The following is a 26684-nucleotide window of genomic DNA, read 5'->3' as shown; positions in this document are numbered from 1 at the left end:
GCCACTTTAGGTATTTGCAGGCGGGCGATAAACGCGCAAGCTTGGCGTTCACTGTTTGTAAATCCCGAACAATCGAGGCGCGCACCTTGGATCGATTTGACGCAATGCAGGCGTTTGCCCGGGTAGTCGAGGCGGGGAGTTTCACCAAGGCTGCCGAAACCCTGCACATGAGCAAGACCACCGTCACTCAACTGGTGCAGCAACTGGAGGCGCGGTTGCGGGTGAAGTTGCTCAACCGCACCACGCGCAAGGTCAATGTCACCGCCGATGGCGCCGCTTATTACGAGCGGGTGATCAAGCTGCTGGCCGACCTCGATGATGCCGAAACCAGCCTGCCCGGCGCGGCGGCATTGCCCAGAGGCCGATTGCGCGTGGACGTGCCGAGCCCGTTGGCGCGCTTGATCCTGATCCCCGCGCTGCCCGAGTTTCACGCACGCTACCCGGATATCCAGATCGACATGGGCGTCAGTGACCGCATCGTCGACATCATCGATGAAAACGTCGATTGCGTGGTGCGTGGCGGCGAATTACTCGATCAGTCGTTGAGGGCGCGCAAGGTCGCCGATCTGCCGTTGGGCGTGTTCGCCGCGCCGGCTTATCTGGCTCGATCAGGCACGCCAGAGCATCCGCGCGAACTGGAAGATTCCCATCATCGTGTGGTCGGTTTCCTCTGGGCGCGCACCGGCAAACCGCTACCGTACGCCTTGCACAAGGCCAGCGAAAACCTGCACATCAAGGGCCGCCACGTGTTGGCGGTCGACGACGGCAATGCCTATCTCGCGGCGGGGCTGGCCGGCATGGGCGTGCTGTGGTTGCCCAAGTACATGTCCGGCGAGCACGAGGCGCGGGGCGAATTGCTGCCGCTGTTCGCCGACTGGCAGCTGGAGCCGATGCCGCTGTACGTCGCGTATCCGCCGAACCGCCATGTCAGCCTCAAGCTGCGCGTGTTCATCGACTGGGTGGTCGAGGTGATGGCGCTGCATGCGCCGGTTATTGATCGCTGAGGTTATTGATCAGCCACTCGCTGAAGCTGCGCGCCATCGGCTCCTGATCACTGTCGCGATGGGTCAGCAACGCCCAGTTCGGCCCGCGAATGGTGCCTTCGACCAAGGGGTGCAACAGACCATCAGCGCGTGCCTGACGGCTGAGCAGCTGGCTCACCAAGGCAATGCCGAGCCCCGAACACGCGGCGTCGAGCAGCAACCCCGGATCGGAGAAATTCAGCCCCTGGTCCTGCTGGCCGACATCGATTCCGGCCTCGACCGCCCAGTGACTCCAGTCCATTTCCCGTTCGCCATGCAACGTTGTGCGCTGTGACGGCGGTAGTGCGATAACACGCGGATGACAGGCCGGGTAGAGGCGATCGGCGAGCAGCACTTTGAAGCTGCATTCGGCCTGTGAACTGATGTCGTCGCGCACCGCCAAATCGATAGTCTGCGTGGCCATGTCCGGCACTTCATCGGTGCTGTAGATCCACAGATCAACCTCGGGGTGTTGCTGGCGAAAGTCCGCCAGTCGCGGCAGCAACCAATGCCGGGCAAACGCTGGTGTGGTGTTGAGCACCAGTTGATTGGGCTTCTGATACTGGCCCAAACGACGAATGCCCACGGCCAGTTGCTGCAGCATCGCTTGTGTGGTGCTGAGCAAATCGTGGCCGGCATCGGTCAGCGCCACGCTGCGTCCGCTGCGAAAAAACAGCGGCTGCTCCAGGTACGCCTCAAGGCTGCGGATCTGCTGACTGATCGCCGATTGCGTGAGGCTCAACTCTTCCGCGGCCTTGTGAAAACTGCCCAGCCGGGCGGCTGCTTCAAAGCCGCGCAGGGAACTGAGCGGCGGCCAGTGTTTAAGCATATCGATAAGCTCCGCTAATCAGTTGTCTGCTAAATCCATCGTTTGTTTGCCGATTTTACGGCCCGTAGCATAAGCGTATTGAACACAGTGGCTTAACTAGCGAGGCTTATCATGCAGCACAACGACAATAAAAACAGCGCCTGGATGATGCCGGCAGAGTGGGTGACCCATGCCGCGACGTGGATGGTCTGGCCGCACAACAAGACGTTGTGGGAATCGGGTTGGCGCGTGACATTGGCGCAAGTGCAGGACGATTTCGCTCGCGTCGCCAATGCCATCGCCCGTTTCGAACCAGTGAAACTGGTGGTCGATCCATCGGCCATTGCCAGCGCCAAAGCGTTGTGCGGGCCGAACATTGAGCTGATCCCGTTGGCAGTAAATGACAGTTGGTGCCGTGACTCTGGCCCGACGTTTGTCTGCCATCCGCAGCAAGGAATGGCTGGCGTGAGTTGGCGCTTCAACGCCTGGGGTGGCAAGTCGGCGCACGATCTGGACGAAAGCCTGGCGCGCCGCGCGCTCAATCACCTCGGCCTGGAATGCTTCGGTACGCCGCTGAGCAACGAGGGCGGGGCGATTCATGTCGATGGCCAAGGCACGTTGATCACCACGGAATCCGTGCTGCTCAATCCCAACCGTAATCCGGGCATGAACAAAGCCGAGATGGAAGAGATTTTCAGCCGCTTGCTCGGCGTGAAGAAAACCATCTGGCTGCCGGGCGATCCGGATCACGTCACCGGCGACATGACCGACGGCCACGTCGATGGTGTCTGCGCCTTTGCCCGCCCCGGCGTGTTGCTGGTGGATGCAACGCACGATCAGTCGTCGGTATACGCCGAGGTGGCGCGGGAAAATCGTCGTGCGCTGGAGCTGGCCACCGATGCGCAAGGACGCCGGTTCGAGCTGATCGAACTGTTCGAAGCCACCGACGCGGTCGACAGCGAAGCCGAAGTGTTCTGCGCCTCGTACACCAATTTCTACATCGCCAACGGCGCGATCATCATGCCGGCTTACGGTATCAAGGCGGACAACGTCGCGGCGAACGTGCTGGAAAAAGCCTTCCCCGGCCGCGAAGTGGTGCCGGTGCAAATCAATCATCTGGCCCATGGCGGCGGCGGTGTGCATTGCATCACCCAGCAGCAGCCAGCTTGGCCGGTGAAGGGTTGAAACCATGACAACGCTGACCATTGCTACCACCCAAATGCCGTGCACCTGGGATTTACCCGGCAACCTTGATCGCGCCGAGCAACTCGTCCGCGATGCGGCGCAGCAGGGCGCGCAAGTGATCCTCTTGCAAGAGCTGTTCGCCACGCCATATTTCTGCATCGAACAAAGCCATAAACACATGGCGTTGGCCGAGGAGTATCGCGACAGCCGCGTGCTGGCGCGCTTCGCTGCACTGGCCCGCGAGTTGGGCGTGGTGTTGCCGCTGAGCTGGTTCGAGAAGGCCGGCAACGCTTACTTCAATTCGCTGAGCGTGGCCGATGCCGACGGGCGCTTGTTGGGCGTGTATCGCAAGACCCACATCCCCAACGCCATTGGCTATCAGGAGAAGGAATATTTCAGCCCCGGCGATACCGGTTTCAAAGTCTGGGACACCGCGTTTGGTCGTCTCGGCGTGGGCATCTGCTGGGATCAATGGTTCCCGGAAACCGCGCGTTGTCTGGCGTTGATGGGGGCAGAGGTGCTGCTGTATCCGACCGCCATCGGTTCGGAACCGGGCTGCGCGGCGCTGGATTCACGCGACCATTGGCAGATGACCATGCGCGGCCACGCCGCTGCCAATCTGCTGCCGGTGGTGGCGTCGAACCGCGTTGGTCGCGAAACGGCGACCACTGATTCGAGCCTGCAAATGAGCTTCTACGGCTCGTCGTTCATCAGCGATCACAAAGGCCAGTTACTCGCCGCTGCCGACCGCGACAGCACTGGCTTTTTACTGCAAAGCGTCGATCTGACGGCCATGCGCGAAGAGCGTTTGAGCTGGGGCATCTACCGCGACCGTCGTCCGGAAATGTATGGGCCGCTGCTGAGTCAGGACGGTCGCCACCTTCATGCACGCTGGAACACTCAAGGGGTTTGATATGGCTACCAATCACAAGTGTTTGCTCGGCGCGCTGGGCCTGGCATTGATCTGCGTGATGCCGTCGCTGCACGCCGAAGACAAAACCCTGCGGCTGTACAACTGGGCCGATTATTTTGCCGAAGACACGCTGAGCCGCTTTACCGCCGAAACCGGGATCAAGGTGATTTACGACGTCATGGACGGCAGCGAAACGCTGGAAGCGAAGATGCTTTCCGGCGGCAGCGGGTACGACCTGATCTTCCCCGGTGACACCGTTGCCGAGCGCTTGATGCGCGCCGGCAGCCTGATGCCGCTGGATCAATCGAAGCTGACGGAACTGGCCGACATCGAACCCGGTTTGCAGAAACTGCGCAGCCACTACGAGCACTCCAGCAAAGCCACGGTGCCTTACACCTGGGGAACCATCGGCCTGACCTACAACGAAGAACAGATCAAAAAGCGCATGGCTGATGCGCCGGTGAACAGCCTCGACATGTTGTTCAAACCCGAGCTGGCGGCGAAGTTTGCCGACTGCGGGATCTCAATGATCGACTCGCCGGACGAAGCACTGGCGGTGGTGCTCAATTACCTCGGTCGCGATCCGCGCAGCGGCAAAGCCGAGGATCTGGCAGCGGCCAGTGAGTTGCTGATGAAGTTGCGTCCGTACATCCGCAAATTCCAGTCGCAACCGGTGACCGATCTGGTCAATGGCAACCTGTGCCTGTCGCTGGGTTACAGCGGCGACATGACCCAGGCCCAACGCACCTCGGACAGCGCCGGGAAACACACGAAGTTTCAGTACCGTGTACCTCGCGAAGGCACCACGGTGTGGATGGACACCATGGCCATTCCGGTCGACGCCAGACACCCGGAATACGCCTACGCGTTCATCAACTTCGTCATGCGTCCGCAGAACATGGCCGCGATCAGTAACTTTACCGGTTACCCGACTTCCAACGTCAAGGCCCGTGCGAACGTCGATGTAAGCATGCGCGACAACCCGGACATCTACCTCGACGAAGCGACCTATGCTCGTTTGATTCCGGGCAAGGACATCCCCCAGGCCGACATGCGCGCACGCATGCGCACCTGGACCAAATTCAAGACTGCCACTGGCCAATGATCCACGGCCGGCGTGTTCGCCGGCCATGTTTTTACAGGAATAAACAGCATGTCGACTCGTCGTGAGTTCATCAAACAAGTAACGGTTGCCGCCGGTGTGAGCGCCGCGTTTATGGGCCTCGGCCTGTCGCCGGGCAAGGTGCTCGCGGCCGCACAGGGTCGCTGGTTCATGCCTGACGAAGGCGACAAACACGAACGCGCTTATATCGCCTTCGGCGCGCAGGACGCGATCTGGGAAGATTTCACCGAAGACGTTCAGCAAGCCCTCGGCCGTGTTGCTCGCGCCATCGCCCGGTATGAGCCGGTCACGGTGTTCTGCCGCAAGAACGAGCGCAGCATTGCTGAAGATTATTGTGGGACGAGCAATATCACCTATGTCACCGCAGCACTCGACGACATCTGGATGCGCGACATCGGCGCCAATTTCGTCATCGATGACAAGGGCGGTTTGGGCGCGGTTGATTTCAACTTCAACGGTTGGGGCAACAAGCAGCAGCACAGCAAGGACGCGAAGATTGCCGGATTGGTTGCCGACGACGCGCAAGCCACTTACATCCGCACTGATCTGGTGGGCGAGGGCGGGGGCATCGAAGTCGACGGCCACGGCACCGCAATCATGACCGAGAGCAGCTGGATCAACCGCAACCGCAATCCCGACTGGAGCAAGGCCGATGTTGAAGCGGAACTGAAAGAACGCCTGGGTCTGCGCAAAATCATCTGGCTGCCGGGGATCAAGGGCAAGGACATCACCGACGCCCACGTCGACTTCTACGCACGCTTCATCAAGCCTGGCGTGGTGATCGCCAACCTCGACACCGACCCTCAATCCTATGATCACAAGGTCACGCTGGCGCACCTGGACATCCTCAGGAACGCCACCGACGCCGACGGGCGCAAATTGCAGATCCACACGATTTCGCCGCCACTCAATCCGCGCAAAAGCAAGTTCAGCAAAAACAACCCGGACTTCGCTGCCGGCTACATCAACTACTTCGTGATCAACGGCGCGATCATCGCCCCGGAATTTGGCGATAAAGCGGCGGACAAAAAGGCGTTCGACCTGTTGTCCGAACTGTACCCGGACCGCGACATCGTCCAATTGAACATCGATGCCATCGCCGCCGGTGGCGGCGGGATTCACTGCGTCACCAGCCATCAACCACAGGCGTGATTGACTCTGACGCGGATCAAGCCAACTATCGGCGCATAACAACATGACCGATGGACCCGAACTTGATCGAACGACGCCAATTCAGCGGAGGCATGAAGGGGAAAAACCTCCGCTATCTGAATGAGCAAAGCCCGGATAGCCCACGCCTGACCCGCACCGGTTTTCTGCTGCTTGAACACTTTTCGCTGCCGGCGTTTACCCAAGCGCTGGACACGGTTGTGACGACCAATCTGCTGCGGCCGGGGTTGTTTGCCTCGCGCACGTTCGGCTTGGGCGACGGCGAAGTGGTCAGTGACCTGGGACTGGTGATTCGGCCCGATGCGCGGCTTGATTTGTCAGCACTTGAGGCGCTGGATCTGCTGGTGGTGTGCGGTGGTTATCGCACCGAGTTGCGCGCGAGTGACGAGTTCATTCATTTGCTCAAAGCGGCGGCGGAGCGCGGTATCAGCCTTGCCGGGTTGTGGAATGGATCGTGGTTCCTCGGGCGCGCCGGATTGCTCGACGGCTATCGCTGCGCCATTCACCCGGAACATCGCCCGGCACTGACTGAAATCGCCAAGAGCACCCACGTCAGCAGCGAACCCTACGTGATTGATCGTGACCGCCTCACGGCATCAAGTCCGTCCGGGGCGTTTCACATGGCGCTGGACTGGATCAAAAGCTTGCACGGCAAAGCGTTGGTCGAGGGCATTGAAGACATTCTGGCGTTTGAAGAATCGCGTTACCGACGGATCAAACCGGATGAAAACATCTGCGTCAGCGCGCCGCTGCGGGAAGTGGTGAAGCTGATGGATGCCAATCTGGAAGAGCCGTTGGAGCTGGAGCAACTGGCGGTGTACGCCGGACGCTCGCGTCGGCAACTGGAGCGATTGTTCAAGGAACAACTGGGCACCACGCCGCAGCGCTATTACCTCGAACTGCGGATTACCGAGGCGCGGCGTTTGTTGCAGCACACCGAGCTGTCGCAGGTTGAGGTGCTGGTGGCTTGCGGATTCGTATCGCCGAGCCATTTCAGCAAGTGCTACAGCGCGTTCTTTGGTTATCGCCCTTCAAAGGAAAAACGGCTGGTCAAATAACACCGGTCGTTGCCTGCGCGTACGCCAGAATCCACCGGCTTACGCGCCTTGAGGCGAGCTGTAGTGTTTCCCTGTCACTGCAAAACAGTGATCGGGTTTGGTAGCGCGTTTCTTGACAAGAGTACGCCATCACCTCTAGCAATCGGCGGGCTTAAGGGTGTCTGAACTGGCGCCATCGCGAGCAGGCTCACTCCTACAAGGGTACGCATTTCAAATGTAGGAGTGAGCCTGCTCACGATGACGCCAGTCCGGGCAAAAAATCTGCAAGACTCTTACACCGCCTCTGACCATCCCGCGAGCCTCAATCTCACCTCAAATAGTCAAGCAGTCAGCCTTTTGCGGCTGACTGCTTTTTTGTTTCTTCAGGTGGTGAGTGTTGATCACAGCCTTGGCGAACGCCTGCGGCAGGTTGTCTCGAAGCGTGGATTGATGAATCGTTTGGCGCCCGTACCCAAGGTGAAACATGGTGGTGAAACGCACTGATCATCGTCTGAATCAGTGAAAAATAATAAGTCGCTGTTTTAAAACAAAAAATATTTCACTTCGTGCTTCCCAAACTGAATAAACCTTGGTAAATTGCGCCCCGTTCTCACAGCGAACCTAACGAAGTAGCTGGAAAGAGCAGTAGGGGCGTCGCCAAGCGGTAAGGCAGCAGGTTTTGATCCTGCCATGCGTTGGTTCGAATCCAGCCGCCCCTGCCATATTCGAAAAAACGCCAACTTCGCAAGAAGTTGGCGTTTTTTTATGCCTGCGATTTGGCTAGGCTTGGTGAAATGGGCGTGCGCGGCGCCGAAGCACCGCGCACGCCATCCACTCAGTGCGGTGCGCGCGGAATGGTTTTCATCAGGTCTTCAGGGCTGATGTGGCCGACCACGCTGCCCGGTTGCGGCAGGTTGAGGATGTGGCCCTTCATCTTGCCGATGATGTGCATTTCGCACGGCTTGCAATCGAACTTCAGCGTCAGCACTTCATCGCCGTGGATCAACTGCATCGGCGCGACTTTGGTGCGCACGCCGGTCACGCCTTTCGCCTGTTTCGGGCACAGGTTGAAGGAGAAGCGCAGGCAGTGCTTGGTGATCATTACCGGCACTTCGCCCGCTTCTTCGTGCGCTTCGTACGCCGCGTCGATCAGCTTCACGCCGTGACGGTGGTAGAAGTCGCGCGCCTTCTGGTTGTAGACGTTGGCGAGGAAGGTCAGGTGCGAATCCGGGTACACCGGCGGCGGGCTGGTTTCGGCTTTACGGCCGCCACGCGGATGAGCGGCGACACGCGCTGCAGTCAGGTTCTCGATCACTTCACGGCGCAGGGCTTTGAGCTGCGAGTTGGGGATGAAGAACGCCTGTGGCGCATCCAGCTTGATGTCGGTGGCGTGGTACTGCGTGGTGCCGAGCTGGCCGAGCAGGTCGCGCAACTGTTCCAGTGCTTGCTCAGGCTTGTTGGCGACGCCGAACGGGCCGTTGAGGGTGACGCTGGCGCTGATGCCTTCTTCACTGGTGGCGGTGACTTCCAGCTGTTCTTCACGCAGACGTGCGACCCAGCTCAGGGCGACGCGACGCTCGGACGAGGTCTTCTGCAGCGCCTGTTGCCAGTTGTGGTCGAGGTTGCGATTGAGCGGGTGATTCGGGCGCAGCTTGAACAGGCCTTCGGGCATTTCGTTCGGCTCGACGCGATAGCGGTAGCGCTTCTCGCCGTCTTCTTCGAACTCGCCTTTGGCTTCAGCGATGTTGGCGCGGAAACCGACCACTTCGCGTTTGACCAGCACGTTCAAGCCGTCGCCGTTGGACAGCGGTTCGTGGGTCACGACCTGCATGTCACGCTTGCCGACTTTCTCGACAGTGCCCACCGGCAGGCCGGTGAAGGTCGGCGAGTCGAAGGCGCCGATGTCGATCTTGCGATCAGTAACGAAATAATCGGTGCTGCCGCGGTGGAAAGTCTTTTCCGGGTCGGGCAGGAAGAAATGCGCGGTGCGGCCGCTGGAAGCGCGGGCCAGGTCCGGGCGATCTTCGAGGACGTCGTCGAGGCGCTGGCGGTAATAGGCGGTGATGTTCTTCACATAGCCCATGTCCTTGTAGCGACCTTCGATCTTGAACGAACGCACGCCGGCTTCGACCAGTGCGCGGATGTTGGCGCTCTGGTTGTTGTCCTTCATCGACAGCAGGTGTTTTTCGTAGGCGATCACGCCACCCTTTTCATCTTTGAGGGTGTACGGCAAGCGGCACGCTTGCGAGCAGTCGCCACGGTTGGCGCTGCGGCCGGTCTGCGCATGGGAGATGTTGCACTGGCCGGAGAAGGCTACGCACAAGGCGCCATGGATGAAGAATTCGATGGCAGCGTCGGTTTCGTCGGCGATTGCGCGGATTTCTTGCAGGTTCAGCTCACGGGCCAATACCAGTTGCGAGAAGCCGGCCTGATCGAGGAACTTCGCTCGCTCAAGGGTGCGGATGTCGGTCTGGGTCGAGGCGTGCAGCTCGATCGGCGGAATGTCCAGCTCCATCACGCCCAGATCCTGAACGATCAGCGCGTCGACACCGGCGTCGTACAACTGATGGATCAGCTTGCGGGCCGGTTCCAGTTCGTTGTCGTGCAGGATGGTGTTGATGGTGGTGAAAATGCGCGCGTGGTAACGGCGGGCGAATTCGACCAGTTCAGCGATTTCGCCGACTTCGTTGCAGGCGTTGTGGCGCGCACCGAAGCTTGGGCCGCCGATGTACACGGCGTCGGCGCCGTGCAGGATCGCCTCACGGGCGATGGCGACATCGCGGGCAGGGCTGAGCAATTCCAGATGATGCTTGGGCAAGGACATAGTTTTTTTAGTCAGGCTGTCACGGTTAGACGCGCATTCTAGCGCCGAATCGCGTGCTCGGCACGCCCGTGCTGCCCGATGGCACCGAGCCCTTGTAGGAGCTGCGGCACGCTGCGATCTTTTGACCTTTTCAGATCAAGATCAAGAGATCGCAGCCTCGTTTCACTCGACAGCTCCTACAGGGGCTGGGGTGGTGGGTCAGGCCTTGGCGGCCATGGCGGTGACTTCTACGCGCATGCCTTCAACGGCCAGGGAAGCTACGCCAACGGCGGCGCGTACCGGCCATGGTTTGGCGAAGAAGCGCTTGTACACTTCATTGAACGCAGCGCGGTCGGCCATGTCGGTCAGGTAGATGGTCAGGTGCATCACGCGGTCCATCGAACTGCCGGCGCGCTCCAGGGCAACCTTCAGCGCTTGCAGCGTGCATTCGCTTTGCAGGGTGATATCGCCCAGTTCCAGGCTGCCATCGGCATGGGTCGGAATCTGCGTGGACATCATGATCCCGTTGAACGTGGTGACGTCCGAAGAAATGGAGTCCGCGTCCGGATCGGGAGTGAACGTGATGTCTTGGTTGGCCATGGGTGATCCCTTGTGTGAGCGACTAAGAATCGCGCCAGTTTACAGATTCCCGGCGGACATGGCCCGTTTGCCCATTCGGCATCCTGTTTCTGCGCGTAATGGGTGACGCAGTCGCCACGGCTGCACAGAAGGTCTAGCGATTGGTCAGACGGGCTGCGTCGCCGCTTCTGCCGCCATGGCCGCAAGGACGCTGGGCCGGGCGGCGATGCGCTGCATGTAGCCAGCAAGCGCAGGCCAGTGTTCGATGTCGATGTTGAACGTCGGCAGCCACGTCAGCACGGTAAACAGATAGGCATCAGCCACACCGAAGGTGCCCATCAGGTAATCCTGATCAGCGAGCGTGCGGTTGAGGTAGTCCAGGCGCTTGAACAGCTTGTCCTGGAAAATCGTTTTGACCGTGGGCGGAATCTGCGCATTGAACAGCGGGGCGCTGGCGCCATGAATTTCCGTGCTGATGAAATTCAGATGTTCCTGCAAGCGTGCGCGCTCCCAGGTGCCGTTTGCCGGAGCCAGCGTGTTGCCGGGGACTTGATCGACGAGGAACTGCACAATCGCCGGGCCCTCCGTCAATACTTCGCCATTGTCCAACTGCAAGGCTGCGACGTAACCCTTGGGGTTGATCTCGCGGAAGTCGCGACCGTCGGCGGTGCGTTTGCTTTGGTTATTGACGCGAACCAACTCGAAGGGCAGACCCAGTTCCCGCAGCACAATGTGCGGCGACAACGAGCAGGTCATCGGGGCGAAATACAGTTTCATGGCGCTTCCTTGTTGAGGGCAGGCCGTCAGAATCTATTGCCGCCGCAGGATTCGCAAAGGTCATTTATGCTGCTAGCGTATGACAAAATCTCATGAGTGCGGATTTCTCCATGGTCGCCGGACTGCCTTCTTTGAATGGTTTGCGAGCTTTTGAATGCGCCGCCCGCCATATGAGTTTTACCAAAGCCGCTGAAGAGTTGAACGTCACGCAAACCGCCATCAGTCATCAGATTCGTCGACTCGAAGACGAGTTGGGCGTGCAACTGTTTCTGCGGCTCAAGGAGGGGCTGACGCTCAGTGAGCACGGGCAGGCTTATTTGCCCGGCGTTCGCGCCGCGTTTCATGAACTGCGCTATTCGACGGAGCAATTGTTGGCGTCGTCTAACAACAGCGTGCTGACCATCAATACGTTGGTGTCGGTGGCATCGAAGTGGTTGCTGCCGCGACTGCCGTCGTTCCAGCAGGCGTTTGCCGATATCGATGTGCGTGTCAGCGCCTCCACTGACCTGGTGGATTTTCGCAAGGGCGGCATTGATGCGGCAATTCGTTATGGGCGGGGCGACTGGAAGGGCTTGCGCGCCGATTTTCTGATGTCTGACGAGATTTTTCCGGTGTGCAGCCCGGCATTGCTCAACGGCGCAAAAGCCTTGAGCGTGCCGGCGGATCTGGCCCATCACACCCTGCTGCAAGTCAGTGGCGTGACCGCTGATGACTGGAGTACCTGGCTCGGCGCAGCTGGTCAGCCCGCACAATTGGCCGCTGGACCTCGGTTGACTTTCGACCTGGCGATGATGGCGGTGCAGGCTGCGATTGACGGGCAGGGCGTGTGTATCGGGCGTTCGACCTATGTGGATGATGACCTGCGCGCGGGTCGTCTGGTGGCGCCGTTTGATCTGCGCTTGCAAGACGATCTGGGCTTCTATCTGGTAACACCCCGTGAAACCGCAGAGACGAAAAAGATCGTGGCTTTCAGGACTTGGCTGTTGGCGCAGCGGTGAAACAGCGGGGCTTCTGTATAAGCGGGTGAACAAGCAGTTCCAAACCTTCAGTGCGGTAGGTTGATTGCACGGGTGACTCGCAGATGGCACCAGCGTCTATGCAACTCTGCGGTTCAGAAGTAATAAGGACATTACGTGTTTCGAACAGCCATTCTGTTGGCCCTGATCACTTTGAGCGGTTGCGCCGCGACCGCCACGCGCATGGATTACATCCATCGATGCCCCTACATCGGCGTTCGCTTTGATTGGTGGCTAGTTGAAATTTCCAACGGCACAGTGATTCCCTTCGTGCTAATCGACGCGCCGTTTTCCTTGGTAGTCGATACGCTGTTTTATCCGTTCGAGTATCAGTACAGTTGCAATCTCTGAACGCATCGCACGGGCTTAATGCAGCGTGACAACCCTGCGACTTTCGCCAATGCGGATTCTGTCGAGCGCCCGGTTCAATGCATCAAGGGCGTCGAGCAGTGCTTTGGCTTCGGCCTCACGACCGTCGCCCCAAAGACGTTCGGCCATTTTGTTCAAGGCCTGGATGGAGCGCTCTATGTCAGCCGCCGTGGCGGCCTCTTTACTGACGGGCTGTTTCTTCGTCATTCGTGAATCCTTCTTACATCAACACTAGTCGCCGAGGAGGCATCATTGCACGACTCTAAATATCTGGACGATCTTTGCAGCCGGTTCAATGCGGGAGACCCCCTGGAGTTTGTTTTTTTCTGGGGCCACCAACGCAGTAAAAAAGGCGTCAGCGCTTCGTGTTTCAGCCAATGGTACGAAGCCGAATTCGCCGTCGACGGGCAACGCTACCTGACCGCCGAGCATTTCATGATGGCTGAGAAAGCTGCGCTGTTTGGTGACGAGGACATTCGCGCGCAAGTACTGCAGGCGCCGACGCCCAATGCCGCCAAAGCTCTGGGCCGCAAAGTGCGCGGGTTCAACGAGCAAGATTGGCTGCAACAGCGTTATGCGATTGTCGTGCGGGCCAACCGTGCGAAGTTTGCGCAAAACCCTGAGTTGAATGCGTTTCTCAAGGACACGGGTTCACGGATTATTGTCGAGGCCAGCCCGGTTGACAGCATTTGGGGCATCGGTCTGACCAAAGACGATGAACAGGCCAATGATCCTAATCGGTGGAAGGGGCTGAACTTGCTCGGGTTTGCACTTATGCAAGTGCGTGACGAGAACTGATCGGTCAGGTGACTTGCCGCTTGCAGTAGCGTCTACAGCCAACACACTGGAAGTAATAAGGAAGTTACGTGCTAAGGAAGTTCTTGTTGATTGTGGCCATCTCGCAATTGAGTGGCTGCGCATGGATAGCTGCCAATGCCCTCAGTCCCATTACCTGCTTCAACGGCACGAAAGCCGAGTTCGAAGACATGATGCCCTTGGTAGGGCCGCTGATTATTATCGACTTGCCCTTTACCCTGGTGGCCGACACGCTTTCGGTGCCGGCGTGTTTGATGTAGGTCGCTGCCTGTGAGCCAGCCAGCCGAGGCAGATCTTTGGAAACGAAGACAGGTCTGCGTGTAGGAGCTGTCGAGTGAAACGAGGCTGCGATCTTTTGATCTCGCCTGAGAAGATCAAAAGATCGCAGCGTGCCGCAGCTCCTACAGGCTTTGCCGTGGCATTGGCGCTCTGCCGCGACGGTTAGTCAGCAGCAAAGCTGACAACAATCCCAGCAGGCAGGCGCCGTAGATGCCGAATACCGTCCTAAAGTAGTCCCGGGTTTCACCGGGAGCCACGCAGCTGTAGCTGTAACCCTCGTCATCCTGAGTGACGCCCGGCGCTTCGGTCAGGTCGACTGTTGTCTTGGGAAGTTGCTCATCGGGATTTCCCAGGGTTGTCCAGGTTTGTGCCGACAGTTGATTCATCGCTGCCAGTTGCCCGGTATTGCAACGGTTAAACGCATACGTAGCGAACGTCATCGCGCAAAATACCGGAACTAATATCAGCGCCACGTAATAACGCTGAGTGGGCAGTACGCGTACCACCATCAGCCCGGCAACGAAGCCAGAGAGCAATAGACTGATCCAGAACATCCACGCGCCGCTCCAGCTTTCAGGTGTCAGCAACATAATCGCATAGGGCAGGACAAAGCTCTTTAGCAGTATGCACAGGGCTGCTGCCAGGACGGCAACGAGTAGAGGCTTGATCAGCATTAATCGGTGAGGCGATCCGTTATCACGTGTTGTCCTGTCCATGGAAAAAATCGAGCGCGGATGCTGCCGTAATTGCCATTGATCTGCAAGACCGGTCGAACCTGGTGTTTACGCTTCGACGTCGGGCTTTGCGCGATCCAGACAGTGTTGATCGCAGTCGACGACGCCACCCGGTGCGGTGAAAAGGCGTTTTACGTTAAGCTGCGGACTTTATCAGCAAAGGGAGTTGAGTCATGTTCGCGCGAATCATTGTCGGTGTTTTGATCGGCCTGGCAGCCGGTCTGTTTCTGAGTGGAAAGTTTACCTTCGAGGAAAAGACGCATCAGATCATCAAGGTTTTTATCGCCATTGTTGCCATCGCCTTTATCGCTTCTTCTTTCATGTTCGGCGCAATGTTCGGGGTGATGGCGGTAATCGAGATTGCCGGTGGTTACTTTGCGTACACCAAGTTGGCGCAAGGGCGCATAGAGAAGTCGTGAAGTCTCTTGGGCCGCAAGCTGGCGAACATCAGCGATGCTACAGTTCTACCTCCAATAGCGAAGGAATCGCACAATGGCAGTGAAAACGTTTGTCTTCAGCCTGAAAACCAAGAGCGGCAACGGCATGAGTAATGTGCTGCAGAACGGCACCGATCAGAGAGACGCTGAGCGCAAAATCCTCGAGAAATATCCCGGCGCAACCATTCGCGAAGTCCGCCAGCAGTGATGATAAAGCCCAGCCACTGGCTGGGCTTTATCGTTTGTACTCGGTCGATGCGACATTCCCCGCTGTCTGTTGCGTAGCGGTACACATCAATAAAAAACAAAGCAGCACCGCACTGCGTCTCGCCTCATCGTGACGTATCCACTCAGTGTAAAGGGTCACGGCGCTACAATCGTTTCCTTTTTTCCATGGATTGGCAGATGAAAAGCCTGGAAGACTTGATAGACAACCACGACAGCGCCTTACCGCTCGTGAAAGACATGTTGGCCGAAGCCACCCGCAATCATCAATTGCTGCCGCCGTCCGCCGATAACGCAAGAGTATTGTTCGCGCTGCAGGTCACGACGAGATCAACGTTGGGCGCCATTGCTTACGAGACGGGCGGTTTATTGATCGACCATGGATGGTTGCGCGTACTGGGTTCCGGGCATCGGCAATTATCGCGCAATCTCGCAGACTGGAACGATGGCCGTGGGCAAGGGTATTTGCTGGTCGCCGATGATGCCGTTGGCGGGTTCTTTGCCATCAATGGTGGCGGGCTGGGTGATGACGTGGGCGCGATGTATTACTGGGCTCCCGACACTTTGCAGTGGGAACCATTGGAGATCGGTTACAGCGACTTTCTTGGCTGGGCCTTGAGCGAGCGCATTGCCGACTTCTACGACGGTTTGCGTTGGACGGGCTGGCAGGATGACTTGCAGGCACTGAGCGCCGATCAATGTTTTTCCTTTTTCCCGTTTCTGTGGACGCAGGAAGGCTCTATCGAAAAGAGCCGTCGTACGAGGGTCGATGTCATTGAGCAGTTTGAAATGAATGTCGCAGCGAAAGAGGGTTGAAATCAGCCTGGTGCAAAGACCTTTCCTGAAACGGCATGGTTGGTGTTCTTTCCGACTATCAGCCTGATCGCATCGACAGTTTCGTCGAGTTCCGAACGCCTGATTCTCTATCGGCCCATGAAGCTTTTTGTCATGGGCCGTTTTTGTTGGGCGGCTCGCAAGCCCACTGTCTACTCCCGCCCCTGTCTGCCAATCCCCCCTTCAAAAAACACCTCATAAAAAAAACCGATACCTGCTTAAGGATTTCCCAGAGGCGGGGCAGGCACGTGCGGCCTTAGAGTCACGCCAACGCTCGACAGTCGTTGCCTGTCTACTGACTGCCTCAATGCCTCAGTCTGTCGGGCACTTCACAACAATAAGAAGGTGCAAGCATGCGTAACGAAACGGTCGACATCAAGGCGTGGATCGACAACCGGCCGGTTGGCCGCTATCAGTGGCTGATCATGGGGCTGTGCTTTTTCATTGTGCTTTTCGATGGCTTCGACGTGGCAGTGATGGGCTTTATCGCACCTTCGCTGATCCAGGAATGGGGCCTGTCGAAAGCGGCGTTCGGCCCGGTGATGAGCGCCGGTATGGTTGGACTGGCGATCGGCGCCCTGACCGCCGGCCCTTACGCCGATCGGCTCGGCCGTAAAAAGGTACTGCTGACGGCAGTGACTGGCTTCAGCGTGTTGAGCCTGCTCTGCGCTTTCGCTCGCAATCCTTACGAACTGGCAGCCCTGCGCTTGCTTACCGGCGTGGCATTGGGGGCGGCATTGCCCAACACCACCACGTTGCTTGCCGAATATTTGCCGCAGCGTAATCGGTCGTTGTTCATCACGATCATGTTCACCGGTTTCAACATGGGCTCGGGATTAGGCGGGTTTCTCGCGGCGTGGCTGATTCCCCATCACGGCTGGCAGTCGGTGTTGCTCGCTGGCGGGATGCTGCCGATGTTGCTGCTGCCGCTGATGTGGTTGCTGTTGCCGGAGTCGGCGCGTTTTCTGGCTGCGCGCAATGCGCCCGCCAGCCAGATCGCCAAGGTATTGAACAAGCTGGGCGGTACGTTCAGCGCGGCGACGACATTCGTCATCGCCGAACCGCAGGCGCAACAGAAAGCCCCGCTGCGGTTGTTGTTCACCGAGCAATATCGCTTTGGCACGCTCGCGCTGTGGGCGACGTACTTCATGGGTTTGCTGGTGATCTACCTGACCATGGGCTGGATGCCGACCCTGCTGCGCGAAGGCGGTCTGTCCATTGAACGCGCCGCGACCATCACCGGCCTGTTCCAGATTGGCGGCACCGTCGGCGCCATTGTGGTTGGCTGGGCGATGGATCGACGTAATCCGAATACGGTGATTGCTACGTCTTATGCGTTGGGCGGCGCTTTCATCCTGCTGCTGGGTGCGTTCAGCCTCGAATCCAGCCTGCTGGCGTTCGGTGTGGTAGCCGCAGGTTTCTGCATGAGCGGAGCGCAAACCGGCCTCAATGCATTCGCGCCGGGCTACTACCCGACAGACTGTCGTGCCACCGGCGTCAGCTGGATGCTGGGTATCGGTCGCTTCGGGGCTATCTTTGGTTCACTCATCGGTGGTGCGGTGCTCAGCCTCGGGCTGGGTTTGCCGCTGCTGTTCGCGCTGTTGAGTGTGCCGGCCTTTATCGCCGCACTGGCGATCCTGGCCAACGGTCATGCACGGCGCCGAGTCAATCGGGCCTTGCTGGCGCATTAATCTTTTTCGACAAAGGAACTCGTTATGGCACGCATCATTGGTGGCCTCGCTGTATCCCACACCCCGACCATCGGCTTCGCGGTCGATCACGACAAACAGCATGAGGCCGCCTGGGCACCGATTTTTCGCGGCTTCGAGCCGATCAAAGTGTGGCTGAAGGAGCAGCAGCCGGATGTACTGTTTTACATCTTCAATGACCACGTTACGTCGTTTTTCTTTGATCACTACGGTGCGTTTTCTCTCGGGGTCGATGAGCGTTACGAAGTGGCAGACGAGGGCGGCAATCCGCGTGAACTGCCGGGCATCGGCGGCCACGCGGCGCTGTCACGACACATCGGCGAAAGCCTGGTGGCGGATGAATTCGACATGAGTTTCTTCCGTGACAAACCGCTCGACCATGGCTTTTTTTCGCCGATGTCGGCGCTGTTGCCGTGCGAGCCGGATTGGCCGGTGGAAATCGTGCCGCTGCAGGTCGGCGTTTTGCAATTCCCGGTGCCGAGTGCGCGGCGTTGCTACAAGTTGGGCCAGGCACTGCGTCGGGCGATCGAAAGCTATCCCGAGGATCTGAAGGTGGCTATCGTCGCGACCGGAGGCGTGTCCCATCAAGTACACGGCGAGCGCTGCGGTTTCAATAATCCGGAGTGGGACGAGCAGTTCATTGATCTGCTGGTCAATGATCCGCAACGCCTCACTGAGATGACCCACGCTGAATACGCCACGTTGGGAGGCATGGAAGGCTCGGAGGTGATCACCTGGCTGATCATGCGTGGCGCGCTGTCGGCCACGGTTAAAAACCTGCATCAGGATTACTACCTGCCGTCGATGACCGGCATTGCCACGCTGTTGCTGGAAAACCAGGATCGCCCGGTTCCCGCCGACGTGACCGCGCGGCACCTGCAGCACATGCATCACCAGTTGGCCGGGATCGAAAAGCTTGAAGGAACGTATCCGTTCACGCTGGAACGCAGCGCCAAAGGCTATCGGTTGAACAAGTTCCTGCACCGCATGATCGAGCCAGACTGGCGTCAGCGTTTCCTTGATCAGCCGCAAGCCTTGTTCGATGAGGCCGGACTCAGCGATGAAGAGCAGGAATTGCTGCGTCGTCGTGACTGGCGCGGCTTGATCCACTACGGGGCGATTTTCTTTGTGCTGGAAAAACTCGCCGCCGTGCTCGGCGTGCCCAATCTGCAGATCTACGCGGCGATGCGTGGACAAAGCCTGGAGGAGTTCATGAAAACCCGTAACCAGCAGGTGCTTTATTCGGTCGCCGGTAAAACGCCGCGCTAACACTTCAGCTTCACCAGCGGCTCGTTCCGGGCCGCTTTCGCAACACCCCTGAATGACTTCACTGCGCCTCTTTCCTGCGGGCGCAGCGGACTGTTTCAGCCAAAAAAACGGATAACAATAACAATGAAAATCACCGCCAATACCCGCGTAGTCTTCACGCTGTCCGCTGTTTGTGCGCTGCCTGTCGAGGCAAGTGCCGCAGGCTTTATGGATGACGCCAGTGCCAATCTCAATCTGCGTAACTTCTACATCAATCGCAATTTCACCAACCCCGCCTATGCGCAGGGCAAAGCCGAAGAGTGGACGCAAAACTTCATTCTCGACGCCCGATCCGGCTTTACCCAGGGCACGGTGGGATTTGGAGTGGATGTGCTGGGTCTGTATTCGCTCAAACTCGATGGCGGCCAAGGCACTGGGGGCACCCAGTTGCTGCCACTGGACAGCGATGGACGACCAGCCAATGAGTTCGGCCGCCTGGCCGTTGCAGGAAAAATGAAAGTCGGCAAAACCGAAATCAAGGTTGGCGAATGGATGCCGGTGCTGCCGATCCTGCGTTCCGACGACGGACGCTCATTGCCTCAAACCTTTCGTGGCGGCCAGCTGACGTCGCAAGACATCGACGGTCTGACGCTGTATGGCGGGCAGTTCCGGCAGAACAGCCCGCGCAACGATTCGAGCATGGAAGACATGTTCATGCAGGGCAAAACCGCGTTCACCTCTGATCGCTTCAATTTTGTCGGCGGCGAATACGCGTTCAACGACAAACGCACGATGATTGGTGCGTGGAATGCTCAGCTCAAGGACATCTACCAGCAGCAATATCTGCAATTGGTGCACAGTCAGCCACTTGGCGGCTGGACGCTGGGCGCCAACCTCGGCTACTTCTGGGGGCGTGAAGATGGCAGTGCTCGTGCCGGGGATCTGGACAACCGTACCTTTTCGGCGCTGCTGTCGGCGCGCCACGGTGGCAACACCTTTTACCTCGGTCTGCAGAAACTCAGCGGGGACGATGCGTGGATGAGGGTCAATGGCACCAGTGGCGGCACACTGGCCAACGACAGTTACAACAACAGCTACGACAACGCCCGGGAGAAATCCTGGCAACTGCGTCACGACTATAACTTCGTCGTCCTCGGCGTGCCCGGGTTGACGCTGATGAACCGCTACATCCGCGGCGACAACGTGCACAGCGGTGCGATCACAGATGGCAAGGAGTGGGGACGAGAATCCGAGTTGGGCTATACGCTGCAAAGCGGCACATTCAAGAATCTCAACGTGCGCTGGCGCAACTCAAGCATTCGTCGCGATTACAGCAGCAACGAGTTCGACGAGAATCGCTTGATCATCAGCTACCCGTTGAGCCTGTTGTAATCGCGCCATCGGCCTGCACGCGGATCACCCGGCGGATCATGTCCATCAGTGCCTGAGCCACCGGTGAGTGCAGGCAGCCGTTGCGATAGGTCAGGCCGATGGCCCGGGCGGTCTGTTTCAATTCCAGCGGCAGGATGCACAGCTCGCCCGAAGCGATTTCCTGCTCCAATTGATGCGCCGAGACGGCCGCGAGCATGTCCGAGCGCAACAGCAGCCCGCGAATGATCGCCATGTCGGCGCTTTCCACCACCGGTCGAGGCGCCGCCATCCCGAATCCGCCAAAGCAATCCTCGAGCATCTGTCGCGCCGGCGAGCCCGCGCGTGGCAAAACCCAGCGCGCTTGGCCGAGATGCGCCTGCAAGTCACTTGTGGCGCAGAGCGGATGATCACGTCGCGCGAGCACCACCATTTCTTCGCTCAGCAGTGCCTCACCCACCAGGTCACTGGCGTAGGCCGATGAGCGCAACGCACCAAAAATGAAATCGACATCACCGGCGCGCAAGTCGCTCGCCAACAGGTCGAACGGACTCTCGTTGGTGATCACTTGAATGCCCGGATGTGCTTCGACCAGTTGCACGATGGCTTCCGGCAGGATTCGCGTGCGGCCAAGGGGCAGGGCGCCGACGTGGACCACGCCGTGCAGGGCGCCGCGAATGGCGGTGATGTCGGTTTCAATATGGCGTAATTCGTTCAGCGCACGGCGGATCGCAAAAAGAATCTCATGACTCGCACGCGTCGGTTGCAAGCCGCGCGGGGTGCGCTCGAACAGTGAATGACCGCAGCCGTTTTCCAGCACTTTCAGGGTTGAACTGACGGCCGGCTGACTCAACCCCAGCAGGCTGGCCACGGTCTGCATGTGTTGGGTTTCGCAGAGTTTGACGAACACTTGCAGGCGTCGCGCCTGGAACAGATAAAGCGGCTCGACCGCTGCCTTGTCGCCATGGCCGAGCAACTTCGGCACCGCCTCAAGCTCGGCCAGAACCCGTCGCGCGCGGGGCAACAGGCGCACGCCGAAATCGGTCAAACGCATACCATTGGCATGACGTTCGAACAGCGTCACCGCAAGGTGTTGTTCAAGTTCGGAGATGGACCGGGTGACTACCGATTGCGCCCGGTACAACGCCACCGAAGCCTTGGAAACGCTGCCGTGATCCGCCACCCGGACGAAGGCGCGTACGTGCATCAGACTGGGCAGTTCAGGGGTTTCCATGGGGCAAGGACTCTGCAGGCTGGCGGATCAGGCGACTATGCAACTGCGCTGTTCGAGTGGCAATAAAAAAAACGCATACCTCAAACACTCGAACGCATTACTCCACCGGCAGGCCGCGATGCGATGCTTTTGGCAACCGCAGGAGGAGAATCCGCAATGACCCCATCATCCAAAAACGCGCTGGTTGTCAGCGCCCACTCTGCCGATTTCGTCTGGCGTGCCGGTGGTGCCATCGCCTTGCACGCGCAGCAAGGTTACAACGTCCACATCGTCTGCCTGTCGTTCGGCGAACGCGGTGAGTCCGCCAAGCTGTGGCGCAAAGGCGAGATGAGCGAAGACACAGTCAAAACCGCGCGCCGCGAAGAGGCTCAGGCTGCCGCCGATATTCTCGGCGCCAGTGTCGAGTTCTTCGATATCGGCGATTACCCGATGCGCGCCGACAAGGAAACCCTGTTCCGCCTGGCCGATGTGTTTCGCCGGGTGCAACCGGAATTCGTCCTCAGCCATTCCCTCAAGGATCCCTACAACTACGACCATCCGCTGGCGATGAATCTGACGCAGGAGGCGCGCATCATCGCTCAGGCTGAAGGCTATAAACCCGGTGAAAAAATCATTGGTGCGCCGCCGGTGTACAGCTTCGAACCGCATCAGCCCGAACAGTGCGAATGGCGTCCCGATGTGCTGCTCGACATCACCGAGGTCTGGGACAAGAAGTACGCGGCCATCCAGTGCATGGCCGGTCAGGAACACCTGTGGGAGTACTACACCCGCGTCGCCCTGCAGCGCGGTGTGCAGGCCAAACGAAATGTCGGAATCACCTCGACCCGCAACATTGTTTATGGCGAGGGCTACCAGAGCATCTTCCCGCGCGTCACGGAGAATCTGGCATGAGCGAACATATCGGCAAGACCGGCATTGTCGTGCGCCATATCCCGCGAGCCGAAGCGGCGCTGGTCGATGAACTGAGAAGTTTTGGGGTGGCGACCATTCATGAAGCGCAGGGGCGCAAGGGGCTGTTCGCTGCTTCGATCAGGCCGATTCAGCAGGGCACGGCGATCAGTGGTTCAGTGGTGACCGTGCTGGTCGCACCGGGCGACAACTGGATGTTTCATGTGGCCATGGAGCAATGCCGCCCTGGCGACATTCTGGTGGTCGCACCGAGTTCACCGTGCACCGACGGCTACTTCGGCGACCTGCTGGCGACCTCGTTGAAGGCACACGGCGTGCGTGCGTTGGTGATCGACGCCGGGGTTCGCGATACCCACACCTTGCGTGAAATGGGCTTCCCGGTCTGGTCCCGCGCGATCAGTGCCCAAGGCACGATCAAAGAAACCCTTGGCTCGGTCAACCTGCCACTGGTGTGTGGCGGTCAACTGGTGCATCCGGGCGATGTGGTCGTCGCCGATGATGACGGTGTGGTCGTGGTGCGTCGCAGCGAAGTGCCGCATGTCGTCGAAGCCAGTCGTGCGCGGGCCGATCTGGAAGAGCAGAAGGCTGTGCGTCTGGCCAATGGCGAGTTGGGGCTCGACATCTACAACATGCGCGCACGTCTGGCTGAAAAGGGTTTGCGGTATGTCGACAGCCTTGAAGAATTGGGGGACTGAGCATGGCGCAGACTCGCATTCCCTGCCTGCTGATGCGCGGCGGCACGTCGAAAGGTGCCTATTTTCTTGCCAGTGATCTACCGCAAGAGCCAGCGCTGCGCGACCGCGTGTTGCTGGCGGTGATGGGCTCGCCGGATGCGCGGCAGATCGACGGCATCGGTGGCGGCGATTCGCTGACCAGCAAGGTGGCGATTATCGGAGCGTCGAGCCGTGAGGGCGCGGATGTCGACTACCTGTTTGCCCAAGTGCTGGTGGAGGAGGCGCGCGTCGATTATGGACAGAACTGCGGGAACATCCTCGCGGGTGTCGGCCCGTTTGCCATTGAACGCGGATTGGTTGCAGTCACGACGGACGTAACGCCGGTGCGAATCTACATGGCAAACACCGGACAGATCGCCATCGCCCATGTGCCGACGCCCGATGGCGAGGTTCGCTATCACGGTGACGCCAGAATCGACGGGGTTCCGGGCCAGGCGGCAGCGTTGATCGTCGAATTCGAAGAGGTCGCCGGCTCCAGTTGCGGCGCCTTACTGCCGACCGGCAACGCGCGAGACGTCATCGACGGCGTTGAAGTGACCTGCATCGATAACGGCATGCCGGTGGTGCTGATCCGCGCGCAAGACGTAGGCCGAAGCGGTGATGAAAGCCCCGCGCAACTCGACGCCGATGCCCTTTTAAAACAGCGTCTGGAGTCGATCCGCCTGCAAGCGGGGGCGCGCATGAACCTGGGGGATGTGCGCCTGCGCAACGTACCGAAAATGTGCCTGATTGCACCGCCGCAGGCCGGTGGCGCAATCAGCACACGCAGCTTCATTCCTCATCGCTGCCACACCAGTATTGGTGTGTTCGGCGCCGTCAGCGTGGCAGCAGCTTGCCTGCTCGAAGACAGTGTGGCGGCGGCCATGGCGGTTACCGGGGAGGGCGATGCGAGACGGCTGTCGATCGAACACCCGACGGGTGAGTTCACAGTGGCGTTGCACTTGAAGGAGGGGCACCTTGCCGGTTGCGGACTGATGCGCACGGCGCGGTTATTGTTCGACGGCGTGGTCTGCATTCCTTCGGCTGTCTGGCGTGCTGCAAGCGTTCGTTGAACTGGGCTTCGAATGCGGCGTAGCAGGCAACCCTCAGAAATGACAAAGCCCCGAATCAAGCGGCGCTTTGTTGTACATCCTGTTGAGCAATTCTCACGCCACAGCTTTGGCCTGCGCCTTGATAGCTGTTTTGCGATACGTCAGCAATACGATGCCGGTGACCACAATCACTCCGCCCAGAATCTGCCCCGCACTGAGCATTTGATCCAGCACCATCCAGCCCATCAACAACGTCGCCAGTGGCTCGATGTTCATCACCGGCGCATTGCGTGGCATGTCCAGCCGCGGCACGGAAATGAACAGTACGATAAAACCGGTGCCGTACAGCACCACCAAAGTGGCGAGGGCCAGCCATCCGGTTGCGGTCGCGGGCAGGTTCAGTCCACCTGGCAAGGCGCCGGTCAATCCCGCCAGATTGACGCTGCTGAAGACGATGAAAATGGTCAAGAGGCTGCGCGCCGAGCCCCGTACCTGAGACAACTTGTGATCGGTGATCCACAGCGCGCACGCGAACACGCTGGCGGCGCAAAACGCGAGCGCAATGCCCAACCACCAGTGCGCCCCGACCTGGGTTGCGTTCGACAGACGCCCCGGAACATCCAGCACAAACACCAGGCCCAGCAGAATCAAAGCCATCAGTGCAGCGGTGCGTGCGGTGGGTCTTGGGCCGCCCGTGGCCCAGGTCAGCAAGGCCAACAGGATCGGAAACACGTTGGCCACCAGCAACGCCACCGCCACCGGGACCCGCGCGACGGCAGAGTACAGGCACAGGCTTTGCGCGGTAATCAGCAGACCCAAGAGCAATTGCCAGCGCCACGCACCTGCCGGCAACCGCAGGCTTTGTCTCTGCCACAGCACCAGGATGGCGAGCACCAGCAAGGTCCCGCCAGAACGCAGCAAAATCGCCAGCAACACGCCCGCGCCATCATCAAAAGCGACCCGCGCCGCCACATGATTACCGGCGAACGCACAGCCCATGCACAACAGAATGATCACGGCGAGATGGCGGGGGAAGGGCGGCGGTAGGGTTGGCGCAGAGACAGGACGGGACATGGCAGCTCTCAAACGGTGCCAAGCCACTGGGTTTGGCGGGTGGGTTTTTATTATGTTGTCGTACAACCTCGTCGATTTTTACCGCATTTGTTTAGGAGCGGCAAGCGGGTTTCTGAAGTGGTTCGCGTTATTTAGGGGTTTAGGTTGTTTTGCGGGTGCCGATGAAAGTGGTAGAGATCGTATGACTTGAGGTTTGCAGCGCTTCGTCTGTCAAAGACAGATCTGCGATCAGGAGACCGCAGACTCAGCGGAGTGTTTGGCCTGGGCAACGCTAAGCTCACTCGGCAAGCTCGCCCCATTCTTCGCTGCCAGAATTTCGGCCATCACACTGACGGCGATTTCCGCCGGTGTCTTGCTGCCGATGTAAATGCCGATCGGTCCGTGCAGTCGCGCGAGTGAGGCCTGGGTCTGGCCAAAGTGCTCGATCAGGCGTTCGCGGCGCAGTTGGCTGTTGCGCCGCGAGCCGATGGCGCCGATGTAAAACGCCGGCCCATGGAGGGCTTCGAGCAGTGCCAGATCGTCGAGTTTGGGGTCATGACTCAAGGCGACGATGCAGGTTCTGAGATCGACCGCGAAGTCGCGGACCACGTCATCGGGCATGCCGACGATGCGCTCGACGCCGTCCACCGCCCACGTCTCGATGTATTCCGGACGGGGATCGCACACCGCGACCTTGAAACCGTTGAACAACGCCATGGTGGCCAGGTACTCGGCCAGCGCGCCGGCACCGATCATCAGCATCCTGTAACCCGGTCCCAGCGTGTTGAGCATCCGCCGGCCGTCGAAACTGAACTGCTCCGGCGTCACCGTGGGTTGCAGGGTGATTTGACCGGACGCCACGGCAAGGCTGCGCCGCACCAGTTGTCCGGCATCCAGATGGGCCAACAGTTGATCCAGCGATTGCCAGCAGGGGTTGAACTCGAGGACCAGTTCAAGCGTACCGCCACAGGGCAAGCCGAAGCGATGCGCCTCATCAGCACTGACGCCGTAACGCACCACATCCGGTGCGCTGTCGCTCAAGCCGTTGCCCCCATGAGCGGTGGTGTAGCGATGAATCAGATCGTCCTCGATGCAGCCGCCGGACACGCTGCCGACCACGCGACCGTCGTTACGCAAGGCCATCATCGACCCTGTCGGACGCGGTGAAGAACCCCAAGTGCGCGCCACGGTGGCGAGCAGTACACGCTCGCCAGCGGCGAGCCAGTCCCGCGCCGTGCGCAGGACCAGCAAGTCGATGCTTTCCATCACAC

29 protein-coding genes and 1 tRNA gene are annotated in these 26684 nt (G+C 59.3%); 21 read left to right on the top strand and 9 right to left on the bottom strand.

Annotation, left to right across the window (positions count from 1 at the left end):
- The first annotated feature begins 86 nt into the window (after nt 1–86).
- A complete protein-coding gene (locus ACQ4MY_RS05245; RefSeq protein ID WP_008080674.1) occupies nt 87–1004 on the top strand; it encodes a LysR family transcriptional regulator in 918 nt (305 codons plus the stop codon).
- On the opposite strand, the gene ACQ4MY_RS05240 is transcribed toward ACQ4MY_RS05245, so the two are convergent.
- Nucleotides 991–1851: a LysR substrate-binding domain-containing protein gene (locus ACQ4MY_RS05240; RefSeq protein ID WP_440094153.1), complete on the bottom strand. Its 861-nt coding sequence runs from the start codon at nt 1849–1851 to the stop codon at nt 991–993. The two genes, ACQ4MY_RS05245 and ACQ4MY_RS05240, sit on opposite strands and share 14 nt — an antisense overlap.
- Before the next feature lie 111 nt (nt 1852–1962).
- On the opposite strand from ACQ4MY_RS05240, the gene ACQ4MY_RS05235 reads away from it, so the two are divergent.
- From ACQ4MY_RS05235 to ACQ4MY_RS05205, 7 genes are all read left to right on the top strand, one after another.
- Nucleotides 1963–3015 (top strand): agmatine deiminase family protein, encoded by a 1053-nt coding sequence (locus tag ACQ4MY_RS05235; RefSeq protein WP_440094151.1) that lies wholly within the window; start codon nt 1963–1965, stop codon nt 3013–3015.
- A gap of 4 nt (nt 3016–3019) precedes the next feature.
- The gene (gene aguB, locus ACQ4MY_RS05230; RefSeq protein ID WP_440094149.1) at nt 3020–3928 is read left to right on the top strand and encodes an N-carbamoylputrescine amidase; all 909 of its coding nucleotides are present in this window, start codon (nt 3020–3022) and stop codon (nt 3926–3928) included.
- A 1-nt stretch (nt 3929) separates the two neighbouring features.
- Nucleotides 3930–5033, top strand: a complete 1104-nt coding sequence (locus ACQ4MY_RS05225) for an extracellular solute-binding protein (RefSeq protein WP_440094147.1) — start codon at nt 3930–3932, stop codon at nt 5031–5033.
- Nucleotides 5034–5081: 48 nt separating this feature from the next.
- Nucleotides 5082–6203 (top strand): agmatine deiminase family protein, encoded by a 1122-nt coding sequence (locus tag ACQ4MY_RS05220; RefSeq protein WP_440094145.1) that lies wholly within the window; start codon nt 5082–5084, stop codon nt 6201–6203.
- Between the two features lie 50 nt (nt 6204–6253).
- Nucleotides 6254–7279, top strand: a complete 1026-nt coding sequence (locus tag ACQ4MY_RS05215; protein ID WP_440094143.1) for a GlxA family transcriptional regulator — start codon at nt 6254–6256, stop codon at nt 7277–7279.
- 222 nt (nt 7280–7501) lie between these two features.
- Complete coding sequence (locus ACQ4MY_RS05210) at nt 7502–7762, top strand: hypothetical protein (protein ID WP_440094142.1); 261 nt, start codon at nt 7502–7504, stop codon at nt 7760–7762.
- Nucleotides 7763–7905: 143 nt separating this feature from the next.
- Nucleotides 7906–7980, top strand: a tRNA-Gln gene (locus ACQ4MY_RS05205).
- A 113-nt stretch (nt 7981–8093) separates the two neighbouring features.
- On the opposite strand, the gene ACQ4MY_RS05200 is transcribed toward ACQ4MY_RS05205, so the two are convergent.
- The 3 genes from ACQ4MY_RS05200 to gstA all read right to left on the bottom strand — a co-directional run bounded on the left by ACQ4MY_RS05200 (nt 8094) and on the right by gstA (nt 11417).
- Nucleotides 8094–10082: a peptidase U32 family protein gene (locus ACQ4MY_RS05200; RefSeq protein WP_008080686.1), complete on the bottom strand. Its 1989-nt coding sequence runs from the start codon at nt 10080–10082 to the stop codon at nt 8094–8096.
- Nucleotides 10083–10280: 198 nt separating this feature from the next.
- Nucleotides 10281–10661: a RidA family protein gene (locus ACQ4MY_RS05195; protein WP_158829783.1), complete on the bottom strand. Its 381-nt coding sequence runs from the start codon at nt 10659–10661 to the stop codon at nt 10281–10283.
- Nucleotides 10662–10805: 144 nt separating this feature from the next.
- The gene (gstA, locus tag ACQ4MY_RS05190; protein WP_440094140.1) at nt 10806–11417 is read right to left on the bottom strand and encodes a glutathione transferase GstA; all 612 of its coding nucleotides are present in this window, start codon (nt 11415–11417) and stop codon (nt 10806–10808) included.
- Between the two features lie 110 nt (nt 11418–11527).
- On the opposite strand from gstA, the gene ACQ4MY_RS05185 reads away from it, so the two are divergent.
- Both ACQ4MY_RS05185 and ACQ4MY_RS05180 read left to right on the top strand, forming a co-directional pair.
- Nucleotides 11528–12415 carry a transcriptional regulator GcvA gene (locus ACQ4MY_RS05185; RefSeq protein WP_440094138.1) on the top strand — a complete coding sequence of 296 codons (888 nt, stop codon included), beginning with the start codon at nt 11528–11530 and terminating at the stop codon, nt 12413–12415.
- A 135-nt stretch (nt 12416–12550) separates the two neighbouring features.
- Nucleotides 12551–12784 (top strand): YceK/YidQ family lipoprotein, encoded by a 234-nt coding sequence (locus tag ACQ4MY_RS05180; protein WP_158829789.1) that lies wholly within the window; start codon nt 12551–12553, stop codon nt 12782–12784.
- Nucleotides 12785–12799: 15 nt separating this feature from the next.
- On the opposite strand, the gene ACQ4MY_RS05175 is transcribed toward ACQ4MY_RS05180, so the two are convergent.
- Nucleotides 12800–13009, bottom strand: coding sequence for a hypothetical protein (locus ACQ4MY_RS05175; RefSeq protein WP_158829791.1), 210 nt, complete (start codon nt 13007–13009; stop codon nt 12800–12802).
- Nucleotides 13010–13054: 45 nt separating this feature from the next.
- On the opposite strand from ACQ4MY_RS05175, the gene ACQ4MY_RS05170 reads away from it, so the two are divergent.
- A complete protein-coding gene (locus ACQ4MY_RS05170) occupies nt 13055–13600 on the top strand; it encodes an NADAR family protein (protein ID WP_440094135.1) in 546 nt (181 codons plus the stop codon).
- A 92-nt stretch (nt 13601–13692) separates the two neighbouring features.
- Complete coding sequence (locus ACQ4MY_RS05165) at nt 13693–13878, top strand: YceK/YidQ family lipoprotein (RefSeq protein ID WP_238552702.1); 186 nt, start codon at nt 13693–13695, stop codon at nt 13876–13878.
- A gap of 141 nt (nt 13879–14019) precedes the next feature.
- Here ACQ4MY_RS05165 and ACQ4MY_RS05160 read toward each other — a convergent pair whose 3' ends face one another.
- Nucleotides 14020–14571, bottom strand: a complete 552-nt coding sequence (locus tag ACQ4MY_RS05160; RefSeq protein ID WP_440094133.1) for a hypothetical protein — start codon at nt 14569–14571, stop codon at nt 14020–14022.
- A gap of 233 nt (nt 14572–14804) precedes the next feature.
- On the opposite strand from ACQ4MY_RS05160, the gene ACQ4MY_RS05155 reads away from it, so the two are divergent.
- From ACQ4MY_RS05155 to ACQ4MY_RS05130, 6 genes are all read left to right on the top strand, one after another.
- Entirely contained in the window at nt 14805–15050 is a 246-nt protein-coding gene (locus ACQ4MY_RS05155) for a hypothetical protein (protein WP_440094132.1), read from the top strand.
- A gap of 73 nt (nt 15051–15123) precedes the next feature.
- Nucleotides 15124–15276, top strand: a complete 153-nt coding sequence (locus ACQ4MY_RS05150; RefSeq protein ID WP_158829799.1) for a hypothetical protein — start codon at nt 15124–15126, stop codon at nt 15274–15276.
- A 197-nt stretch (nt 15277–15473) separates the two neighbouring features.
- Entirely contained in the window at nt 15474–16109 is a 636-nt protein-coding gene (locus tag ACQ4MY_RS05145) for a DUF2625 domain-containing protein (protein WP_440094130.1), read from the top strand.
- Nucleotides 16110–16480: 371 nt separating this feature from the next.
- A complete protein-coding gene (locus ACQ4MY_RS05140; RefSeq protein ID WP_440094128.1) occupies nt 16481–17818 on the top strand; it encodes an MFS transporter in 1338 nt (445 codons plus the stop codon).
- Between the two features lie 24 nt (nt 17819–17842).
- Nucleotides 17843–19105, top strand: coding sequence for a gallate dioxygenase (locus ACQ4MY_RS05135; RefSeq protein WP_008080729.1), 1263 nt, complete (start codon nt 17843–17845; stop codon nt 19103–19105).
- A 123-nt stretch (nt 19106–19228) separates the two neighbouring features.
- Entirely contained in the window at nt 19229–20476 is a 1248-nt protein-coding gene (locus ACQ4MY_RS05130; protein WP_440094126.1) for an OprD family porin, read from the top strand.
- Here ACQ4MY_RS05130 and ACQ4MY_RS05125 read toward each other — a convergent pair.
- Nucleotides 20451–21686: a LysR family transcriptional regulator gene (locus tag ACQ4MY_RS05125; protein WP_440094125.1), complete on the bottom strand. Its 1236-nt coding sequence runs from the start codon at nt 21684–21686 to the stop codon at nt 20451–20453. The genes ACQ4MY_RS05130 and ACQ4MY_RS05125 overlap by 26 nt on opposite strands.
- 156 nt (nt 21687–21842) lie before the next feature.
- On the opposite strand from ACQ4MY_RS05125, the gene galB reads away from it, so the two are divergent.
- The 3 genes from galB to ACQ4MY_RS05110 are packed head-to-tail and all read left to right on the top strand — an operon-like array spanning nt 21843 to nt 24381.
- Nucleotides 21843–22577: a 4-oxalmesaconate hydratase gene (gene galB, locus ACQ4MY_RS05120; RefSeq protein ID WP_008080733.1), complete on the top strand. Its 735-nt coding sequence runs from the start codon at nt 21843–21845 to the stop codon at nt 22575–22577.
- The gene (locus tag ACQ4MY_RS05115) at nt 22574–23290 is read left to right on the top strand and encodes a 4-carboxy-4-hydroxy-2-oxoadipate aldolase/oxaloacetate decarboxylase (protein ID WP_440094123.1); all 717 of its coding nucleotides are present in this window, start codon (nt 22574–22576) and stop codon (nt 23288–23290) included. Before galB ends, ACQ4MY_RS05115 begins: the two co-directional genes overlap by 4 nt.
- 2 nt (nt 23291–23292) lie before the next feature.
- Nucleotides 23293–24381: a 4-oxalomesaconate tautomerase gene (locus tag ACQ4MY_RS05110; RefSeq protein WP_440094121.1), complete on the top strand. Its 1089-nt coding sequence runs from the start codon at nt 23293–23295 to the stop codon at nt 24379–24381.
- A 93-nt stretch (nt 24382–24474) separates the two neighbouring features.
- Here the strand turns inward: ACQ4MY_RS05110 and ACQ4MY_RS05105 are convergent, their stop codons facing one another.
- Together ACQ4MY_RS05105 and ACQ4MY_RS05100 are read right to left on the bottom strand one after the other, a co-directional pair.
- Nucleotides 24475–25434 (bottom strand): EamA family transporter, encoded by a 960-nt coding sequence (locus tag ACQ4MY_RS05105; RefSeq protein WP_008080737.1) that lies wholly within the window; start codon nt 25432–25434, stop codon nt 24475–24477.
- Between the two features lie 228 nt (nt 25435–25662).
- Nucleotides 25663–26679: an XdhC family protein gene (locus ACQ4MY_RS05100; RefSeq protein WP_440094118.1), complete on the bottom strand. Its 1017-nt coding sequence runs from the start codon at nt 26677–26679 to the stop codon at nt 25663–25665.
- Nucleotides 26680–26684: the final 5 nt, after the last annotated feature.

This window comes from Pseudomonas sp. SM4 (genome assembly GCF_051913165.1).
GTDB lineage: Bacteria > Pseudomonadota > Gammaproteobacteria > Pseudomonadales > Pseudomonadaceae > Aquipseudomonas.
The sequence above is the reverse complement of the archived record's forward strand: the minus strand, read 5'-3'. Positions and strand labels throughout refer to the sequence as shown.

Excerpts from the sequence above, each read along its gene's own strand:
- ACQ4MY_RS05125 (WP_440094125.1), bottom strand. The coding sequence starts at position 21,686 with ATGGAAACCCCTGAACTGCCCAGTCTGATGCACGTACGCGCCTTCGTC.
- ACQ4MY_RS05175 (WP_158829791.1), bottom strand. The coding sequence starts at position 13,009 with ATGACGAAGAAACAGCCCGTCAGTAAAGAGGCCGCCACGGCGGCTGAC.
- galB (WP_008080733.1), top strand. The coding sequence starts at position 21,843 with ATGACCCCATCATCCAAAAACGCGCTGGTTGTCAGCGCCCACTCTGCC.
- ACQ4MY_RS05235 (WP_440094151.1), top strand. The coding sequence starts at position 1,963 with ATGCAGCACAACGACAATAAAAACAGCGCCTGGATGATGCCGGCAGAG.
- ACQ4MY_RS05160 (WP_440094133.1), bottom strand. The coding sequence starts at position 14,571 with ATGCTGATCAAGCCTCTACTCGTTGCCGTCCTGGCAGCAGCCCTGTGC.
- ACQ4MY_RS05215 (WP_440094143.1), top strand. The coding sequence starts at position 6,254 with ATGGACCCGAACTTGATCGAACGACGCCAATTCAGCGGAGGCATGAAG.
- ACQ4MY_RS05220 (WP_440094145.1), top strand. The coding sequence starts at position 5,082 with ATGTCGACTCGTCGTGAGTTCATCAAACAAGTAACGGTTGCCGCCGGT.
- ACQ4MY_RS05135 (WP_008080729.1), top strand. The coding sequence starts at position 17,843 with ATGGCACGCATCATTGGTGGCCTCGCTGTATCCCACACCCCGACCATC.
- ACQ4MY_RS05130 (WP_440094126.1), top strand. The coding sequence starts at position 19,229 with ATGAAAATCACCGCCAATACCCGCGTAGTCTTCACGCTGTCCGCTGTT.
- ACQ4MY_RS05155 (WP_440094132.1), top strand. The coding sequence starts at position 14,805 with ATGTTCGCGCGAATCATTGTCGGTGTTTTGATCGGCCTGGCAGCCGGT.
- ACQ4MY_RS05240 (WP_440094153.1), bottom strand. The coding sequence starts at position 1,851 with ATGCTTAAACACTGGCCGCCGCTCAGTTCCCTGCGCGGCTTTGAAGCA.
- ACQ4MY_RS05105 (WP_008080737.1), bottom strand. The coding sequence starts at position 25,434 with ATGTCCCGTCCTGTCTCTGCGCCAACCCTACCGCCGCCCTTCCCCCGC.
- gstA (WP_440094140.1), bottom strand. The coding sequence starts at position 11,417 with ATGAAACTGTATTTCGCCCCGATGACCTGCTCGTTGTCGCCGCACATT.
- ACQ4MY_RS05140 (WP_440094128.1), top strand. The coding sequence starts at position 16,481 with ATGCGTAACGAAACGGTCGACATCAAGGCGTGGATCGACAACCGGCCG.
- ACQ4MY_RS05100 (WP_440094118.1), bottom strand. The coding sequence starts at position 26,679 with ATGGAAAGCATCGACTTGCTGGTCCTGCGCACGGCGCGGGACTGGCTC.
- ACQ4MY_RS05145 (WP_440094130.1), top strand. The coding sequence starts at position 15,474 with ATGAAAAGCCTGGAAGACTTGATAGACAACCACGACAGCGCCTTACCG.
- ACQ4MY_RS05225 (WP_440094147.1), top strand. The coding sequence starts at position 3,930 with ATGGCTACCAATCACAAGTGTTTGCTCGGCGCGCTGGGCCTGGCATTG.
- ACQ4MY_RS05110 (WP_440094121.1), top strand. The coding sequence starts at position 23,293 with ATGGCGCAGACTCGCATTCCCTGCCTGCTGATGCGCGGCGGCACGTCG.
- ACQ4MY_RS05200 (WP_008080686.1), bottom strand. The coding sequence starts at position 10,082 with ATGTCCTTGCCCAAGCATCATCTGGAATTGCTCAGCCCTGCCCGCGAT.
- aguB (WP_440094149.1), top strand. The coding sequence starts at position 3,020 with ATGACAACGCTGACCATTGCTACCACCCAAATGCCGTGCACCTGGGAT.
- ACQ4MY_RS05185 (WP_440094138.1), top strand. The coding sequence starts at position 11,528 with ATGGTCGCCGGACTGCCTTCTTTGAATGGTTTGCGAGCTTTTGAATGC.
- ACQ4MY_RS05115 (WP_440094123.1), top strand. The coding sequence starts at position 22,574 with ATGAGCGAACATATCGGCAAGACCGGCATTGTCGTGCGCCATATCCCG.
- ACQ4MY_RS05195 (WP_158829783.1), bottom strand. The coding sequence starts at position 10,661 with ATGGCCAACCAAGACATCACGTTCACTCCCGATCCGGACGCGGACTCC.
- ACQ4MY_RS05150 (WP_158829799.1), top strand. The coding sequence starts at position 15,124 with ATGGCAGTGAAAACGTTTGTCTTCAGCCTGAAAACCAAGAGCGGCAAC.